Origin of the sequence: Klebsiella sp. CN_Kp100, assembly GCF_040065315.1 — a bacterium.
Classification (GTDB): Bacteria; Pseudomonadota; Gammaproteobacteria; order Enterobacterales; family Enterobacteriaceae; genus Klebsiella; species Klebsiella oxytoca.
On record NZ_JBEAIJ010000031.1, the window covers coordinates 13884 to 30872 of the forward strand.

Annotated in this window: 15 protein-coding genes; 7 read left to right on the plus strand and 8 right to left on the minus strand. The window is 54.2% G+C overall.

Going from position 1 to position 16989, the window contains the following annotated elements; translation table 11 throughout:
• Positions 1-66 precede the first annotated feature (66 nt).
• The 4 genes from ABLV12_RS10395 (at position 67) to rep (ending at position 4395) form a co-directional block, all read left to right on the plus strand.
• On the plus strand, positions 67-771 hold the full coding sequence (locus ABLV12_RS10395; RefSeq protein WP_064373722.1) for a Crp/Fnr family transcriptional regulator: 705 nt from the start codon (positions 67-69) through the stop codon (positions 769-771).
• 25 nt (positions 772-796) lie between these two features.
• On the plus strand, positions 797-1546 hold the full coding sequence (locus ABLV12_RS10400; protein WP_004107619.1) for a nucleoside phosphorylase: 750 nt from the start codon (positions 797-799) through the stop codon (positions 1544-1546).
• Entirely contained in the window at positions 1546-2274 is a 729-nt protein-coding gene (gene pnuC / locus ABLV12_RS10405) for a nicotinamide riboside transporter PnuC (protein ID WP_064398882.1), read from the plus strand. The genes ABLV12_RS10400 and pnuC overlap by 1 nt, the downstream gene beginning before the upstream one ends.
• A gap of 102 nt (positions 2275-2376) precedes the next feature.
• Complete coding sequence (rep, locus tag ABLV12_RS10410; protein ID WP_016808201.1) at positions 2377-4395, plus strand: DNA helicase Rep; 2019 nt, start codon at positions 2377-2379, stop codon at positions 4393-4395.
• Positions 4396-4398: 3 nt separating this feature from the next.
• Here the strand turns inward: rep and ABLV12_RS10415 are convergent, their stop codons facing one another.
• The 3 genes from ABLV12_RS10415 to ABLV12_RS10425 are packed head-to-tail and all read right to left on the minus strand — an operon-like array spanning position 4399 to position 7795.
• Positions 4399-5361, minus strand: a complete 963-nt coding sequence (locus tag ABLV12_RS10415; protein WP_023329096.1) for a PfkB family carbohydrate kinase — start codon at positions 5359-5361, stop codon at positions 4399-4401.
• The gene (locus tag ABLV12_RS10420) at positions 5345-6760 is read right to left on the minus strand and encodes a cytosine permease (RefSeq protein WP_016808202.1); all 1416 of its coding nucleotides are present in this window, start codon (positions 6758-6760) and stop codon (positions 5345-5347) included. Before ABLV12_RS10420 ends, ABLV12_RS10415 begins: the two co-directional genes overlap by 17 nt.
• 18 nt (positions 6761-6778) lie before the next feature.
• Complete coding sequence (locus tag ABLV12_RS10425) at positions 6779-7795, minus strand: ADP-ribosylglycohydrolase family protein (protein ID WP_004107627.1); 1017 nt, start codon at positions 7793-7795, stop codon at positions 6779-6781.
• A gap of 220 nt (positions 7796-8015) precedes the next feature.
• Between ABLV12_RS10425 and ABLV12_RS10430 the strand changes: the two genes are divergently transcribed.
• A complete protein-coding gene (locus ABLV12_RS10430) occupies positions 8016-8801 on the plus strand; it encodes a GntR family transcriptional regulator (RefSeq protein WP_004107628.1) in 786 nt (261 codons plus the stop codon).
• A gap of 34 nt (positions 8802-8835) precedes the next feature.
• Here the strand turns inward: ABLV12_RS10430 and ABLV12_RS10435 are convergent, their stop codons facing one another.
• The 5 genes from ABLV12_RS10435 to rhlB form a co-directional block, all read right to left on the minus strand.
• Positions 8836-9558, minus strand: coding sequence for a DUF554 domain-containing protein (locus tag ABLV12_RS10435; RefSeq protein WP_142448337.1), 723 nt, complete (start codon positions 9556-9558; stop codon positions 8836-8838).
• 61 nt (positions 9559-9619) lie between these two features.
• Positions 9620-10618: an amidohydrolase family protein gene (locus ABLV12_RS10440; RefSeq protein WP_348867027.1), complete on the minus strand. Its 999-nt coding sequence runs from the start codon at positions 10616-10618 to the stop codon at positions 9620-9622.
• 136 nt (positions 10619-10754) lie between these two features.
• On the minus strand, positions 10755-11675 hold the full coding sequence (locus tag ABLV12_RS10445) for a LysR family transcriptional regulator (RefSeq protein ID WP_196558224.1): 921 nt from the start codon (positions 11673-11675) through the stop codon (positions 10755-10757).
• 18 nt (positions 11676-11693) lie between these two features.
• Positions 11694-13202 (minus strand): guanosine-5'-triphosphate,3'-diphosphate diphosphatase, encoded by a 1509-nt coding sequence (gppA, locus tag ABLV12_RS10450; protein WP_023329098.1) that lies wholly within the window; start codon positions 13200-13202, stop codon positions 11694-11696.
• 126 nt (positions 13203-13328) lie between these two features.
• Positions 13329-14594, minus strand: coding sequence for an ATP-dependent RNA helicase RhlB (gene rhlB / locus ABLV12_RS10455; protein ID WP_004107637.1), 1266 nt, complete (start codon positions 14592-14594; stop codon positions 13329-13331).
• Between the two features lie 343 nt (positions 14595-14937).
• Between rhlB and trxA the strand changes: the two genes are divergently transcribed.
• Together trxA and rho are read left to right on the plus strand one after the other, a co-directional pair.
• Positions 14938-15267, plus strand: a complete 330-nt coding sequence (gene trxA, locus ABLV12_RS10460; protein ID WP_004097507.1) for a thioredoxin TrxA — start codon at positions 14938-14940, stop codon at positions 15265-15267.
• Positions 15268-15596: 329 nt separating this feature from the next.
• A complete protein-coding gene (gene rho, locus ABLV12_RS10465) occupies positions 15597-16856 on the plus strand; it encodes a transcription termination factor Rho (RefSeq protein WP_002883293.1) in 1260 nt (419 codons plus the stop codon).
• Positions 16857-16989: the final 133 nt, after the last annotated feature.

The following is a 16989-nucleotide window of genomic DNA, read 5'->3' on the forward strand; positions in this document are numbered from 1 at the left end:
TTATCCGGCGTATTCCCTCTGGCCAGGGACAGCCGTCCTGTCCTTATAATCCTGGAGCGAGATAACATGGATACAATGAAAAAACCTGAATTTTCAGTTGGCTGGCTTTCGGGGCTGAGTGAGATCGTGAGCGATCCACAGCTCTATGAATTACTAAAATATTGTCCTCTCGAGATCATGCAGCGCTGGCGCTTCGAAGAGATCCCGCGCGGCGATTTGATCTGTCGACAGGGGGAGGTGTGTCAGCGCTTTTCGCTGATTATCGCCGGTGAGGTGGATGTTTTCTACGAGGCTGAAGATGGGCGCCGCTATCGCCAGGCCCGCTACCGAAAAGGCGATATGGTGGGCGAGCTCGAGATCTTTGAGTCGCGTCAGTACATCTGCTCGGTGGCGGCGGTGGGACATGTGCAGCTTCTCAGCCTGTCACAGGAATATTTCTGCCGCTGGCTGGCGTTAGATAACCATTTTAACCAGCGGATGCTGCGCTTCTTTAGCCAGCAATATTACCAGCTGTCGAAAAAGGCCAGCAGCGACAATCTTTATTCGTTGCATCAGCGGGTGTGCCAGGCCCTATGGCTGCGTTATCAGCAGGATGGCGCCAATGAAATCTTGCTGGATAAGCAGAATCTCAGCCAGGAATTTGCGGCGACGACCCGCAGTATTAACCGTATTTTGCATGATCTGAAAGCGCTACAAATTATTGATACCGATGGTGAACGCATTGTGTTGTTAGCTCCTGAAAAACTTAAACAGGAGGCTGATATCGGATAACCGCAAGAGTGAAGGAGGCGCGAGTATGTCGCTGCAACCCCATATCCAGTTAAACAAAGAGATGACCGGCGCGCGGTACGCGCTGCTGCCGGGCGACCCCCAGAGGGTCGACCGTATCGTCAGTTTTCTTGATAATCCCGAGCCGCTCGGTCAGAACCGGGAGTTTCGCGCCGCACGCGGCTGGTACCAGGGCGTGGAAATTTTGGTGCTCTCCACCGGAATTGGCGGCCCCTCCACTGCGATCGCCATTGAAGAGCTGCGCCAGATCGGCGTTACGACCCTGATTCGTATCGGCAGCTGCGGCGCCCTGCAGGATAATCTTGCGCTCGGCGACGTAATTATCGCCCACGGCGCGGTTATGGATGACGGCACCAGCCGAACCTATGCGCCGGCAGGCTATCCGGCCTGCGCCGACCCGCAGCTGACCTGGGAGCTGATGGCGCAGGCGCGGCAAATGAATATCCCCGCCGCGTGCGGACTGGTGCGCAGCCATGACAGTTTTTATACCGATCGCGAGGCGGAGCTGGATGCACAATGGTCGGCGCTTGGCATTCTGGGTGCAGATATGGAAAGCGCCGCCCTGATGACCATCGGCGCGCTGCGCGGGTTACGTACAGCCTCATTGCTCAACGTAGTAGTTGCCCACAACGGTTGCCTGGATAGCAGCATCAATGATTATGTTCAGCAGGAGGCTCTGTGCCAGCAGGGCGAAGAACGGCAAATTACTCTGGCGCTGCGCGCCATTTATTCCGCTAGCCAGCAAGGAGGTTTATGATGGACTTTTTTAGCATTAACAATGTGATGGTCAATATTCCTCTCGGCGAAGGCGGCTATGCGCTATCGTGGATTGAAGCCATCGGTACCGTATTCGGCCTGCTGTGCATCTGGTGCGCAAGCCGGGAAAAAATCATCAATTATCTGTTTGGCCTGATTAACGTCACGCTGTTTGCGGCCATTTTCTTCCAGATTCAGCTCTATGCCAGCCTGCTGCTGCAGGTATTTTTCTTCGCCGCCAACATTTACGGCTGGTACGCATGGAGCCGGCAAAACGAGGCGCAGGAAGCTACGCTCAAGGTTCGCTGGCTTTCCCGTCAGCAAACGCTGGTGCTGGGCGCCGTTTGCGCGGTGGCGATCGTGCTAATGACGCTGTTTATCGATCCGGTGTTTGCGATGCTGACCCGCATCATGATTGCCCTGCTGCAAACGTTCGGCATGCAGGTGGCGATGCCCGACCTCCAGCCCGACGCCTTCCCGTTCTGGGATTCCACCATGCTGGTGTTGTCAATTGCCGCCATGGTACTGATGACGCGTAAGTTTGTCGAAAACTGGCTGCTGTGGGTCGTTATCGACGTGATTAGCGTGGTTATCTACGCGGTACAGGGCGTTTACGCAATGTCGCTTGAGTATGTTCTGCTGACGGCTATCGCGGTCATGGGCTCATACAGCTGGATCAAGAGCGCGCAGCATAATGGCTATGCGCCGCTTGCCGCCGCCGGATCCTGATTTAGCGATTTACAGGCTGCCTGAAAGGGCAGCCTGTTGCTCTCTGTGCCCCTCTTTCTGCTACAATCCCCACCCCGTTCGAAGATTGAGCAAAAGACTCCCATGCGTTTAAACCCTGGCCAACAACAAGCCGTCGAATTCGTTACCGGACCGTGCCTGGTGCTGGCGGGTGCCGGTTCCGGTAAGACCCGCGTTATTACCAATAAAATCGCCCACCTGATCCGCGGCTGCGGCTATCAGGCGCGCCATATTGCGGCAGTCACCTTTACCAATAAGGCGGCGCGCGAAATGAAAGAGCGCGTCGGGCAAACGCTGGGGCGCAAAGAGGCGCGCGGGCTGATGATTTCCACCTTCCATACGCTGGGGCTGGACATTATCAAGCGCGAATACGCCGCGTTAGGGATGAAATCAAACTTCTCGCTGTTCGACGATACTGACCAGGTCGCGCTGTTAAAAGAGCTCACCGAGGGGCTGATCGAAGACGATAAAGTGGTGCTTCAGCAGCTGATCTCCACGATCTCCAACTGGAAAAACGATCTGAAAACACCTTCTCAGGCCGCCGCCGGCGCGAAAGGGGAGCGGGATCGGATCTTCGCTCACTGCTACGGCCTGTACGATGCGCACATGAAAGCCTGCAACGTACTCGATTTCGACGATCTGATCCTCCTGCCAACGCTGCTGCTGCAGCGTAACGAAGAGGTGCGGGAACGCTGGCAGAATAAGATCCGTTATCTGCTGGTGGATGAATACCAGGACACCAATACCAGCCAGTACGAGCTGGTAAAACTGCTGGTGGGACAGCGGGCGCGCTTTACCGTGGTCGGCGATGACGATCAGTCGATCTACTCCTGGCGCGGCGCGCGGCCGCAGAATCTGGTACTGCTAAGCCAGGATTTCCCGGCGCTGCAGGTGATCAAGCTGGAGCAAAACTATCGCTCATCAGGGCGCATCCTGAAGGCGGCGAACATCCTGATCGCCAATAATCCGCACGTTTTCGAGAAGCGCCTGTTTTCCGAACTGGGCTATGGCGTAGAGCTGAAGGTGCTCTCCGCCAATAACGAAGACCATGAGGCGGAGCGCGTTGCCGGTGAACTCATCGCTCATCACTTTATTAATAAAACCGCCTATAAGGACTACGCGATCCTGTATCGCGGCAACCATCAGTCGCGGGTTTTTGAAAAGATGCTGATGCAGAACCGCATCCCGTACAAAATTTCCGGCGGCACGTCGTTCTTTTCCCGCCCGGAAATTAAAGACCTGCTGGCCTATCTGCGCGTGCTGACTAACCCTGATGATGACAGCGCCTTCATGCGTATCGTCAATACGCCAAAGCGCGAGATCGGTTCGGCGACCCTGAAAAAGCTGGGCGAATGGGCGATGGGACGCAATAAAAGCATGTTTACCGCCAGCTTCGACATGGGTTTGACCCAGACGCTGAGCGGACGCGGCTACGAGTCTTTGACCCGCTTCACCCACTGGCTGCGTGAGATTCAACAGCTTTCCGAGCGCGAGCCGATTGCGGCTGTCCGCGATCTGATCCGCGGCGTGGATTATGAATCCTGGCTTTATGAGACCTCGCCCAGCCCGAAAGCCGCCGAGATGCGGATGAAAAACGTCAATACGCTGTTCACGTGGATGACCGAAATGCTCGAAGGCAGCGAGATCGATGAACCGATGACGCTTACCCAGGTCGTTACCCGCTTTACCCTCCGCGACATGATGGAGCGCGGCGAGTCGGATGAGGAGACGGATCAGGTGCAGCTAATGACGCTTCACGCGTCAAAGGGGCTGGAGTTTCCCTACGTCTATCTGGTTGGTATGGAAGAGGGGCTGCTGCCGCACCAGAGCAGCATTGATGAAGACAACGTCGATGAAGAGCGTCGCCTTGCCTACGTTGGTATCACCCGCGCGCAGAAAGAGCTGACTTTTACCCTGTGCAAAGAGCGCCGTCAGTACGGCGAACTGGTGCGGCCGGAGCCGAGCCGTTTTCTGCTGGAACTGCCGCAGGATGATCTGATTTGGGAGCAGGAGCGCAAAGTTATTTCGCCGGAAGAGCGCATGCATAAAGGGCAAGCGAACGTCGCCAACATCCGGGCGATGCTGGCGAAAGCGCGTAAATAGCGGCTAGCGGCCGTTGCCCTCTCGACGCTGGAACTGGCGTAGCTCTTCGCGATTCGGAGCGCCGTCTGAACCAGGTTTGCTGACAACAATGGCCGCCACTTGATTGCCCAGCCGCGTTGCCTGCTGCAGATCCATCCCGCAGGCCAGCCCGGCGATAGTACCGGCACAGTGGCTGTCTCCTGCGGCAATCGTGTCGTGAACCTGTACACGGTAGGCCGGAATATGCTGCGGTTGCGCGTCAGGTTCAACTACCCACGCACCATCCTTATCAAACCGACAAATTGCTCGTAGCTGCCAGTCGCTGGCGAGCCGAGTGGCGTCGTCAAGCGTGGCGCCATCCCGATCGTATAAACGCGCGCATAGCACCCTAAGTTCATCGCGATTAAGGGTGAGAACGGGGCGTTTGCGCAGCAGCGCCTGAATAAAGCGAATATCCAGATCGCCCAGGCGTGGGCCAAAATCGACAAACAGCGTTTTATCTTCTGCCTGGGCAAGGAGCCACTGGCGCAGCGCTTCGCTGGCCAGTTCGTAGCCCGAGACGTAAATAATCGCGTCATTCGGCAGCGGTATTTGCGCTAATAGTTCATCAGTCCAGTGCTGTTCGCAGCCCTCAATGGTGATAAACGTCCGCTCTTTGTCGGCTTCAACAAGAGCCAGACACCAGCCGTTATCGTGGGTGGGATGACGCAAGAGGACGGGCAAGTTTTCCAGCGCCATTTTTTGCGCAACGGCCTGCCCCCAGTCGCCATTGCCTACCGGTATGGCGTTAACGGGAAACAGCTCGAGGCGCGAGAGCGCACGGGCGACGTTAAACGCGCAGCCGCCAATCTGCCGTCCGCCGTCGCGCGCGGGGACATCGCTACCGCTTTGCGGCAGCGCATCGAGATGGAGAATTATGTCGCCAAAAGCGGCGCCGATCACCACGATCGGCCGCCGCGGCGATAGCTGGTCAGCGCTGATTGTCACGGCTGTCCCCCTTTTTTGGTCCGAAGACAAGATAGAGCACCAGGCTCAGAATAAAAGAGACGAATAGCCCGAGGCTGGAGTCCGCGAAAATGCCGACCGCGAAAGGTCCGTCGATAAACCCGGTTTTAGAGACCATCAACCCAGCCAGCGCGCCGACAATCCAGCAGCCCAGCGCGGTACGGTTGGCACCGCTTTCTCTGAACAAATCAGCTTCAGAATAGCCGACACGGCGGCGCATCCGATAAAAATCGACCATAAAGATGGCGGCCCAGGCGGCAAGAAATACGCCGCAGAAAATCAGAAACGCGATGAATGGCCCGAGAAAATCTTTCGAGACAAACAGCACGTAGAGGGCGATCCCCAGAACCAGCACGGCATCAATGGCTACGGCGGAACGCTGCTGTAGTTTAATTCCCATGCTTAACAGGTTAAGGCTGGCGGAATAGAGACTCAGCACGGCGATAGTCACAACCCCGGCGGTAGCTGCAGCCAGATAGGGGATTGCCATCCATGAAGGCAGCAGTTTACCGATCGCTGAAATGGGGTTTTCGCTGGAGGCCAGATCGGGGATTTGGGCGGTGAGCAGTATTCCGGTCAGCATTAGCAGCAGCAGGGGAAGGGCTGCGCCGCTGACAACGGCGAGGAAAATCCCCTTTTCGCCGGAGTCAGGGCGCTGATCGCGGCTATAGTCGGCGCCGGCGATCGCCCAGCTGATGCCGGTGCCCGCGGCAATAATAGAGACCGCCGGTAGAAAGCCCGTCAGCCAGCTACCTGACGGCAGCGCGAGTATGGCCTGCCAGTCCGCGGTGAAGAGCAGATAAATGACGACCAGCAGCGTCATGGCGCCAAAGATGCGGGTGATCCACTTTTGCATCATCAGCACGGCATTTTGGCCGAGCACGCTAACCAGCACGGTCAGGCCGCCAAACAGAAAAAGCGACAGCGCGGTGGTGGTCAGGCTCTCTTCAAAACCCATGGCGGCAAACAGCGCAACGAGGGTGAGCGTACCGGTAATGATATTGACCGACTCCCAGCCCATCAGGTTTACCCAGCAGAAGCTGGTAGGTGCAATGTTGCCGCGCTTGCCAAAAATGACGCGTGAAAGCGTCAGCGTCGTGGTGCGGCCGATTTTTCCGGCGATACTGGTGACGCCGACCAGCGCAAAGGAGGCGACGCCCGCCACGGCGGCAAGAATCGACTGCCAGAAGGAGAGGCCGAACGATACAATGACTGCGCCGTAAACGACGCCAAGAATGCCGATGTTTGCGGCGCACCAGACGAAAAATAGCTGGATCGGTTTTTGGGTCTGGTGGACCGGGGGGACCAGATCAATCCCCAACTCCGCCATTCCGGGATCTGCTGTCTGGATATTTCCATCGTATGAAGCTTTGCTGTCCATATTGATGCCCTCTGTCAATTAAGCGAAGCGGTATCCTGCAAGCCGCTGTGCGTAAGGCGCGAAGTCTATGCTATTGGCCCGATTAATCTGTTGGATATGTTCCTCAGGAAACGCCTCTATGCCATGAAGCGCGCCGCAGATGGCGGTTGCCATCGCGCCTATCGTGTCGGTGTCGCCGCCTAAATTGGCCGCCAGCATAGCGCATTTCATAGGCTGCGTTTTTGCCAGCTCGACCAGCGCAATCGCCGCGGGGACAGACTCGATAATATCCATTCCGGCGCCGATATCCTCATAAATACGTTCAATTCCTGTCAGATGGTCGGTTTCGCTGGCGATCGTGGTCAGCGCGAGATTAATTCGGTTACCGAGAAGTGGACTAAAAGTGGACTCATACTGGCGCTGGGTTTCATTGGCGAGCGATGCCAGCTCCGTTTTAATTAACAGCCATCCGGCTCCTTCAATGGCGCGACTGATCGCCCAGGCGATAACTACCGCGCCGGCGATGGCGATATCTGATTTGTGCGTCGGCAGGCAGGAGAGGCGAACTTGCTCAATGAAAAATGCCTTATTCCGGGTCGGCAGCAGACAGCCCATGGGCGCCACGCGCATTGCCGCACCGTTGGTCACGCCGTTGGCCGCGATCTCATCGAGCGCTTGCCCCTGTTCAAGCGCCAGCAGGGAGGCCTTCGAGGTTGGGCCGAGAATATTTTTTTCAAAAGCCTGGCAGCGTCTGGCCCATAGCAGAATATGCCTGGCAATAGCCAGTGGATCGGTCACACCGTTGGTATCATTCAGGGCATCCATTAGTGCGATGCACTGATGGGTGTCATCGGTAAACTCTGCGGCGTGAAATTCGCAGGCCGCAATATTCTCTTTCGGTCCAGGAAGGAAGCGTTCAATCCAACCAAAGTGATTGATAATGCGGCGTTTAGGCCACAGTTCGGAAGGCATGCCCATCGCATCACCGATGGCTTGCCCGTAAAGACAGCCAAGGATGCGGCTTTCGGCGGTATTAGTAGGGCGAATATCAGACATCGTCGACTCCCGGAAACAAGTGAATAAAAGTTATCCTAAAAATAGATCCAGATTAAGTCCAGTTAAAGTCCTTTATGGTCATGCTGTGATCGCAGGCGCATTCTGCAAGAAAAATGCGGCGCTCAAAAGGGCGGGGAGACGTTATGATGGGGCTACTAATTCCAGTATGGATCCACTAGGATAAATCCACTGCTACTAAATTCCGGAAGGCCACGAAACGATGTCGCAACCGTTGCTTGAGTATATAAAAGGGCGTCTGAATGCAGAGGCCCCCGCGCCGCTTTATATTCAACTTAAACAAGCCATTGAAGCGGCAATGACGGAGCGGCTGCTGACGCACGGCAGTATTTTGCCCTCAGAACGTAAAATGTCGCAGACGCTTGAGCTCTCGCGCGTGACGGTGGTGAAGGCGCTGGATGCCCTGCTGGAAGCCGGGCTGGTGATTAAGCGTCACGGAAAGGGTACCGAGGTCAATTTGCCGGTAAGCTATAACCTTGCCAGCGGGGGATTTTCTGCCCAGCTGCAAAATTCGGGGACGGTATCTAACCGATGGCTGGTGAGGGAAAAACTGGCGGCGGATGATTTTTTGGCTCGTGAACTGGAGATCGCCGTCGGCGATCGGGTGGCGAAAATAAAACGCGTGCGTTTAGTCGATGCGCTTCCGGTCTCCATCGAAACCATGTTTATTCCCGAGCGTTTTTTACCCCGTCCGGATCTGCTTGAAGGGTCGCTGTACGCGCACTGGGCGGAAAATAATATTTTTCCCGATCTCCAGGACTACTCACTCACGGTACATATCCCTTCCGGCGAAGAACTGAATTTGCTCGACCTGCCGCAAGGCGTGCCATTGATGAAAATTACGCTGAAAAGTCGTAATGCTCAGGGAGAGGTGCTTGAGTACGGTACTGCATTTTGCCTGAGCAATTACTTTAACTTTGATTTCCGGGTGAAACTCCAGTCTGCGTCTGGCGGTAAACCGGGCAGCGCTCACAAAAAAGACGCGTAACACCAGCATCCGGGCGATGCTGGTAGCATAGCGTTCAGACGATCAACTGTTGCCAGGCGGCGGAGAAGGGCATCACCAGCAGTAGCGATGGCAGCATGTTCGCCGTCGGAAAAGCGCGAATCCCGCAGAGTCGAAAGCCCGTTGCCAGCATGATGATGCCGCCGCAGGCAGTAAAATCCGCGATCATTGAAGGGGTGATTAACGCCATAATAACGCTGGCGGCGAAGAAAAGGATCGCGAATACAATAAGCTGGGGCACAAAGATAACGGCGATGATGTACCCCAGCGCGGAGGCAAAAATAGCGGCGGTGAAAAAGTCGAGAATGGATTTGGTGAGCAGTATGGTCGCATCTCCTGTCATACCTTCGGTTAATGCGCCAAAAATACCGGTTCCGCTGGCGCAAAACAGGATCAGTACGGCGATAAACTGATTAGTGAAATCCTGGGGATCAATATCGGCACTGCCTTTGCCGGGAAATACTTTCTCAACGGGGCCCCGAAGCTTTATACCAGCATTTTCGATAACTTTTTCGATATGCAGCAGGCTACCGATAATGGTGCCGACGATGACAGCCAGGGCAATGGGCGGCAGATTCATCAGCTTATTGAGAAAAAACACGCCCATGCTAATAGAAATTAACCCGGCGATTAAAGGTAAGGTCTTTTTTAAATGTTCGGGAATAAATCGATTGAGTGATGCGCCAAAAATTGCGCCGACAAGTAGTGAGCCACTGCAAACAAAGATTCCTACCGGCATGATATATTCTCCATAATTGAAAGGGCCTGTTATCAGGCCCTTTCATTAATACTGGATGGAATTATTTAATATTAAATACGCGGCTGGCATTACCCCAGGCGATTTTATTCTTCAGTTCACTATCCATTTCCAGAGGATCGAACCAATCACAGGCCTGATGAATATCTTCATACGGATAATCGACGGAGAACATCACGCGATCCGGACCCATAATAGCTAGCGCATTTTGCAGAGAGTAGGTATTAAAATGGCCGCTGGTGGTGACGATAAAGTTATTCTGCAAATAGTGCATTAACGGTTTTTCTGCTTTGCCCAGGCCGCAGCCGAAACGCTGACGATAGAGACGGTGTTGGGTGCGTGGCAGCATATGAACCAGGCCTTCGCCTGAGTGACCCAACACCAGATTCAGGTTGGGATAGCGATCGAACAACCCGCTCATCATCAGGCGAATCGCATGAACCGCGGTTTCCTGGGCAAAGCCCCAGGCGGATCCGATCAGGCTTTCATAACCGGTGTAGATGCCGCGCGCCGGGCCTTCTAAGGGCTCACGCGGATGCAGATAAACGGGAACGTTCAGTTCGTTGACTTTATCCCAGAATACCAGCATTGATTCATCATCCAGGTACAGACCGTGCTCATTATCCTTGACGTTGGTGTAACCGTTAATCAGCGCGCCTTTCATGCCCAATTTTTTTACCGCACGTTCCAGTTCTTCGGCCGCAGCTTCGGGGTTTTGTAATGCCAGAGTAGCGAATGCGCTAAATTTATCCGGATTAGGTTTAACATAATTCTCGATGATGTAGTCGTTGGTTTCGCGCGCAAAAGATACGGCTGTGGCTTTATCCAAAATAGATTGGGCGCCAGGGGAAGTTAGAGAAAGAATAACATGGTCGATATTTCTCTGGGCCATTTCATCCAGTTGATAGCTACGATCTAATAAGCGGCGATCAACGTCCATCATATATTCTGAACCGTTTCTTGAGGCTTCACCAGTAGAGTCCCAAAGGCTATTGTTTTTAGGTGTTGAAACGTGTTCTTCTAACGCGATTTTTCCACGCATACTCTATTCCTCTATTTGGTTTTAATATGACCTGATGCGAGGAGAATAGGATTTTTTACGTACTGGCAGCAATAAACAGAATGCAATACAGGGTATCAGAAAAGCTAATACAGCATGACCTCCGGGAGCCGGAAAATTAATAGGGAATTTTGCTACTGCCGGTTGTGGGTAAGTTTACGATCAGCGACCGCAACCAGATGTGCCCGGGATCGCGGTGCAGACGCTGATGCCAGACCTGGCGAATAGCAATTTCCGGCAGCGAAAATGGCAGCGGCCAGCTGCAGCAGGGATAGCGAGTAATAATATGATTTGCCAGCTGCTCGGGGACGACGGCAATCAATTCACTGCCCGCAACCAGCTCGCCTGCGCCTAAAAAGCTGGGAAGAGTGAGGGCGATGCGTCGCGGCATACCGTACTCGTTAAGTAATCTATCGATATCTCCATGCCCGGTCCCGTTGACGTGAACGGCCAGATGCTTTTCCTGGCGCCAGTTCTCGGCGGTAAACGCGGCTCGGATCCGCGGATGGTTTTCTGCTGTCAGGCATACGTAGGATTGATCAAACAGGCGCTGCTGGTAAATGTTATCCGGTAGCTGCCTAAGATAGCCTATAGCTAAATCGCACTTACCAGACTCAAGCGCGCCCAATGTTTGATCGTCGATATTCAGCACCGAAATAGTAATGCCTTCGGCGTTAAGCTGCTGTAGCTGTGCCTGCAACGGCGGCAACAACGTCATCTGGCTGATATCAGTCATGCCGATAGTGAAATTACGTGTGCTGGTTTGGGGGGTAAATTCAGGGTTGCCAGGGAGCTGGTTATCGACCAGTTGAAGAATAGTAAAAACGGTCTGAGCAATATCATCTGCGCGCGGCGTGGGCACCATACGCTGTCCGATTCGCACAAACAGGGGATCGTCGAAATGCTCGCGAAGTTTTTTCAACAATAAGCTGCCGGTCGGCTGGCTGATATTAAGCGCTTCGGCGGCGGGAGAGACATTGCCCAGACGGAAGAGGGCGGAAAAAAAACGCAGCGATTTGAAGTCCAGTTCTTCTCGCATGATACTCCCCTCATTGGGCTACATTGCTGCGCTATCCTCGATAATCTGCAGCGGCCAGTGAACGTAGCTCTGCCACTGGCACTCCTGCTCGACCATTTCCCGACCCAGAGGATGGTTTTCCAGCCATCCCTGCGGCAGGGTCAGCGTCAGGCGCTCATCTTCAGCGGCCAGCGTCATCATCGGCAGCAGATCGTCGCGTCGGCGGTTGGCAAATAAAATAGCCAGGCGCAGCAGACGGCACATATGCTCAGCGACTCTCGGCGGCACCGCATTCTGTTGATGAATGGAAGAAAGATCGACGGCGTTGGTTTGGTTTAACAGCAACGTCGCCAGCAGCTTCTTTTGCGCGGGGGTAAAGCCGGGCAGGTCCAGGTTGCGCACCAGCCAGGCGGCGTGCAGCGGCGCCTGTTTGTACTCCACGCTCAAACCGATTTCATGCAACTGGCAGGCGCTTTGCAGCAAATCAAAGCATAACGGCTCAATTTCCCAGCTCTTTTCTACCTGATGAGCGAAATGGGCGGCTAACTGAGCAACGCGCTGTGCCTGCTCGGTATCTACCAAAAACCGGCGCTGAATATTGCGTAACGTACGGCTGCGAATATCCTGATCGACCGACAGATGCAGCATGCCGTAAACGAGGCCTTCGCGCAGTGCCCCGCCCGCGAGAGTCATGCACTGAATATTGAGCTCGCTGAAAATGGCAATCAGAATCGCCAGGCCGCTAGGAAAGACGAGCGCGCGTTCAAGCGTCAGGCCTTCAATTTCGAGCTCTTCCAGACGTCCGCACTGAATCGCGCGCTGTTTGAGCTGCTGTAGCTTGGCTAAGGTGATGCGTTCATCCATCCCCTGCGCCATCATGATTTCCTGTAACGCCTGCACGGTGCCGGATGCGCCGACGCACACTTTCCAACCGTGGTAGCGCAGAACATCGGCGACGGGGCGCAGCACTTCACGCGCAGCGGTTTCGGCCTGGCTAAAGTTCTCTTTGGTCAGGCTTCGATCGGCAAAGTAGCGTTCCAGCCAGGTCACACAGCCCATCGACAGGCTGAAAAGCGAGGTCGTTTGCGCACCGGTGCCGGTAACCAGTTCGGTACTGGCGCCGCCAATATCCACAACCAGACGCTGATCTGCACCGCCGGTAGTATGGGCCACACCCTGATAAATCAGGCGTGCTTCCTCTTCACCGCTGATAACTTGCACCGGGCAGCCGAGAATGTCCCGCGCTTTCTCCAGAAACTCGCCGGCGTTCACCGCCAGCCGCAGCGTCGCGGTAGCCACCACGCGGGTTTGCGCCGGAGGAATATCCTGCAAACGCTCGGCAAACAGGCGTAAACATTGCCAGCCGCGTTCCATAGCTTCCGCAGAGAGCGTGTTGTCGCTGTTCAGGCCTGCGGCCAGGCGTACTTTGCGTTTGATGCGACTCAGGGTCTGGATGCTTCCGGCCACCTCGCGTACAACCAGCATATGAAAGCTATTAGATCCCAGATCGATAGCGGCATAGAGCGAGGTGGAACTCATACACTTCATCTTTCAAGCTGCCTCTGTTTTGGCTGCGTTCTCTGTACCCGAATCGCTGACCAGCGTCAGCTTATTGCGATTCGCTTTCTTGCGGCCTTGATGCTGCTTGAACGATTTTGTGTATGGCATATTTCTTTAACCTGAACGACGACGATTACGTGGCGGACCGTTGCGGCGCGGGCCGTTGCCCGGACGCGGGCGCGTGAGGCGCAGCGGCTTAGGCAGGTCAGTCATGAGTGCGTCCGAATTGTATTTGCTCACCGGAATCGAATGACCAATATAGGTTTCAATCGCCGGAAGGTTCAGCGCGTACTCTTCACAGGCCAGGCTGATGGAGTGACCGCTGGCGCCAGCGCGGCCGGTACGGCCAATACGGTGAACGTAGTCTTCGCAATCGTCCGGCAGATCGTAGTTAAAGACGTGCGTCACGGCTGGAATATGCAGACCGCGAGCAGCTACGTCGGTTGCGACCAGAATATCGATATCGCCGCGGGTAAATTCGTCGAGAATACGCAGACGTTTTTTCTGCGCGACGTCGCCGGTTAACAGGCCAACGCGATGGCCGTCCGCCGCCAGGTGACCCCAGATATCTTCACAGCGATGCTTGGTATTGGCGAAAATAATCGCGCGATCGGGCCACTCTTCTTCCAGCAGCGTCTGCAGCAGGCGCATTTTTTCTTCATTGGAAGGGTAGAACAGTTCTTCTTTAATTCGGTGGCCGGTTTTCTGCTCTGGCTCAACTTCAACGTACTCGGCGTTGTTCATTTGTTCGAACGCCAGTTCACGTACGCGATAAGAAAGGGTGGCGGAGAAAAGCATGTTCAGGCGCTGATTCGCGGGCGGCATACGGCGGAACAGCCAACGAATATCTTTAATAAAGCCGAGATCGTACATGCGATCGGCTTCGTCGAGCACGACAACCTGTATAGCGCCGAGGTTAATATGGTTCTGTTTAGCGTAATCGATAAGGCGACCGGTGGTACCGATCAGAATATCCACGCCGCTTTCCAGCACTTTCAGCTGCTTATCGTAGCCGTCGCCGCCGTACGCGAGTCCCAGCTTCAGACCGGTCGCCTGCGCCAGTGGTTCAGCGTCGGCATGGATCTGTACCGCCAGTTCACGCGTCGGCGCCATGATTAGCGCCCGCGGCTGATTGACCTGACGGTCAGCGATAGCCGGGTGTGTGAGAAGATAATGAAACGTTGACGTCAGAAACGCCATCGTTTTACCGGTACCGGTTTGCGCCTGCCCGGCGACATCGCGACCTTCCAGCGTTAGCGGGAGGGCGAGGGCCTGAATGGGTGTGCAATTATGAAACCCTTTTTTTTCAAGGGCTTCAATCACTGCCGGGTGCAGGGCGAAGTCGGAAAACTTCTGTTCTGTTAAATGTGTTTTGCTCATAGTGTGGTAGAATATCAGCTAACTATTGCATTAAGAAAGCGTATCCGGTGAAATAACGTCAACCTTTCGTTGGCTATGTATGAAATTATTCAAGGTGCGTCTGCGGCAACTGAACGAATCTTCGAAAGCTTAGACTACTAAGCAAGGCGAGGGTGACAAATCTGCGATAAGCCGGTTTGAACGCTGGTTGCTTTAACTTCTGTGGGACAAAGTTCATGATGGACATTGTGACGCAGAGCGTTATAAAAGAGGCATTCTGAAGAACAGCGTGCATAACGTAGCATTGACACGTCGTTGATGACTGCGACACCAACACACCAGGCTTATTCCTGTGGAGTTAAATATGAGCGATAAAATTATTCACCTGACTGACGACAGTTTTGACACGGACGTACTCAAGGCTGACGGGCTAACCCTCGTCGATTTCTGGGCAGAGTGGTGTGGTCCGTGCAAAATGATCGCCCCGATTCTGGATGAGATCGCTGAAGAGTATCAGGGCAAACTGACCATTGCGAAGCTGAACATCGATCAGAACCCGGGTACTGCGCCGAAATACGGCATTCGCGGCATCCCGACCCTGCTGCTGTTCAAAAATGGTGAAGTTGCAGCGACTAAAGTCGGCGCGCTGTCTAAAGGCCAGCTGAAAGAGTTCCTTGACGCCAACCTGGCGTAAGCGGCTTGCTGTTCCGGCGTCCAGGCTCCTATTTTTTGCGGATCTCTGGACGCCCGGCGAGAGTCGTGCTAAGTTAATCTCAGACTTCGTTTTAAACATACCTTTGTTTGAATCTTGTTTTACCCAAAGCGTCCCGCAAAAATGCGCGTGAGGCTTATAATCCGGGCTTATCACTCATTCCGTTTAGTCGTTTCAGTTCTGCGTTCTTTCCTGTGACCAGGCAACGTACAGACACGAGATGAAGGCCGTTAACAGGCATGGATGTTCCTGCCATACCATTCACAACATTAAGTTCGAGAATTACCCCGAGTTTAAGAACCCACACCATTATGAATCTTACCGAATTAAAGAATACGCCGGTTTCTGAGCTGATTACTCTCGGCGAAAATATGGGGCTGGAAAACCTGGCCCGTATGCGTAAGCAGGATATTATTTTTGCCATCCTCAAGCAGCATTCGAAGAGTGGCGAAGATATCTTTGGCGATGGCGTACTGGAGATACTGCAGGATGGATTTGGTTTCCTCCGTTCAGCAGACAGCTCCTACCTCGCCGGTCCCGACGACATCTACGTATCTCCCAGCCAAATCCGCCGCTTCAACCTCCGCACTGGTGACACCATTTCCGGTAAGATTCGTCCTCCTAAAGAGGGTGAGCGTTACTTTGCGTTGTTGAAAGTTAACGAAGTTAACTACGATAAGCCGGAAAACGCCCGTAACAAGATTCTGTTTGAGAACTTAACCCCGCTGCACGCAAATTCACGTCTGCGTATGGAACGCGGTAATGGCTCAACGGAAGACTTAACCGCTCGCGTGCTGGATCTGGCATCGCCGATCGGCCGCGGTCAGCGTGGTCTGATTGTTGCGCCGCCGAAGGCGGGTAAAACCATGCTGCTGCAGAATATTGCGCAGAGCATTGCGTACAACCATCCTGATTGCGTGCTGATGGTACTGCTGATCGACGAACGTCCGGAAGAAGTGACCGAGATGCAGCGTCTGGTTAAAGGCGAAGTGGTTGCTTCTACCTTTGACGAACCGGCCTCTCGCCACGTTCAGGTTGCCGAAATGGTTATCGAGAAGGCGAAGCGTCTGGTTGAACACAAGAAAGACGTTATCATCCTCCTCGACTCGATTACCCGTCTGGCGCGCGCCTACAACACCGTAGTTCCGGCTTCCGGTAAAGTGTTGACCGGTGGTGTGGACGCCAACGCCCTGCATCGTCCGAAGCGGTTCTTCGGCGCCGCGCGTAACGTGGAAGAGGGCGGTAGCCTGACCATCATCGCAACAGCGCTGATCGATACCGGTTCTAAAATGGACGAAGTTATCTACGAAGAGTTTAAAGGCACCGGTAACATGGAGCTTCACCTCTCACGTAAGATCGCTGAGAAACGCGTCTTCCCGGCTATCGACTACAACCGTTCCGGTACCCGTAAAGAAGAGCTGCTTACCACTCAGGAAGAGCTGCAGAAGATGTGGATCCTGCGTAAAATCATTCACCCGATGGGTGAAATCGACGCGATGGAATTCCTCATCAATAAACTGGCGATGACCAAAACTAACGACGACTTCTTCGATATGATGAAGCGCTCGTAAGTTAAAAAAGCCAGAGAACGCCACGCTATTGCGTGGCGTTTTGTTTTCCGGGTTTGTATGATCCAGGAAGGGAAAACAAAATGGGCGTTAACGTATGATGTGCGCAGCAGGATGGCAGGCAGAGACAGCTTTA

What these genes read in the sequence shown, in the direction of transcription:
- ABLV12_RS10395 (WP_064373722.1), top strand. Translation starts at nt 67, where the DNA reads ATGGATACAATGAAAAAACCTGAATTTTCAGTTGGCTGGCTTTCGGGG.
- ABLV12_RS10400 (WP_004107619.1), top strand. Translation starts at nt 797, where the DNA reads ATGTCGCTGCAACCCCATATCCAGTTAAACAAAGAGATGACCGGCGCG.
- pnuC (WP_064398882.1), top strand. Translation starts at nt 1,546, where the DNA reads ATGGACTTTTTTAGCATTAACAATGTGATGGTCAATATTCCTCTCGGC.
- rep (WP_016808201.1), top strand. Translation starts at nt 2,377, where the DNA reads ATGCGTTTAAACCCTGGCCAACAACAAGCCGTCGAATTCGTTACCGGA.
- ABLV12_RS10420 (WP_016808202.1), bottom strand. Translation starts at nt 6,760, where the DNA reads ATGGACAGCAAAGCTTCATACGATGGAAATATCCAGACAGCAGATCCC.
- ABLV12_RS10425 (WP_004107627.1), bottom strand. Translation starts at nt 7,795, where the DNA reads ATGTCTGATATTCGCCCTACTAATACCGCCGAAAGCCGCATCCTTGGC.
- ABLV12_RS10430 (WP_004107628.1), top strand. Translation starts at nt 8,016, where the DNA reads ATGTCGCAACCGTTGCTTGAGTATATAAAAGGGCGTCTGAATGCAGAG.
- ABLV12_RS10435 (WP_142448337.1), bottom strand. Translation starts at nt 9,558, where the DNA reads ATGCCGGTAGGAATCTTTGTTTGCAGTGGCTCACTACTTGTCGGCGCA.
- ABLV12_RS10440 (WP_348867027.1), bottom strand. Translation starts at nt 10,618, where the DNA reads ATGCGTGGAAAAATCGCGTTAGAAGAACACGTTTCAACACCTAAAAAC.
- ABLV12_RS10445 (WP_196558224.1), bottom strand. Translation starts at nt 11,675, where the DNA reads ATGCGAGAAGAACTGGACTTCAAATCGCTGCGTTTTTTTTCCGCCCTC.
- gppA (WP_023329098.1), bottom strand. Translation starts at nt 13,202, where the DNA reads ATGAAGTGTATGAGTTCCACCTCGCTCTATGCCGCTATCGATCTGGGA.
- rhlB (WP_004107637.1), bottom strand. Translation starts at nt 14,594, where the DNA reads ATGAGCAAAACACATTTAACAGAACAGAAGTTTTCCGACTTCGCCCTG.
- trxA (WP_004097507.1), top strand. Translation starts at nt 14,938, where the DNA reads ATGAGCGATAAAATTATTCACCTGACTGACGACAGTTTTGACACGGAC.
- rho (WP_002883293.1), top strand. Translation starts at nt 15,597, where the DNA reads ATGAATCTTACCGAATTAAAGAATACGCCGGTTTCTGAGCTGATTACT.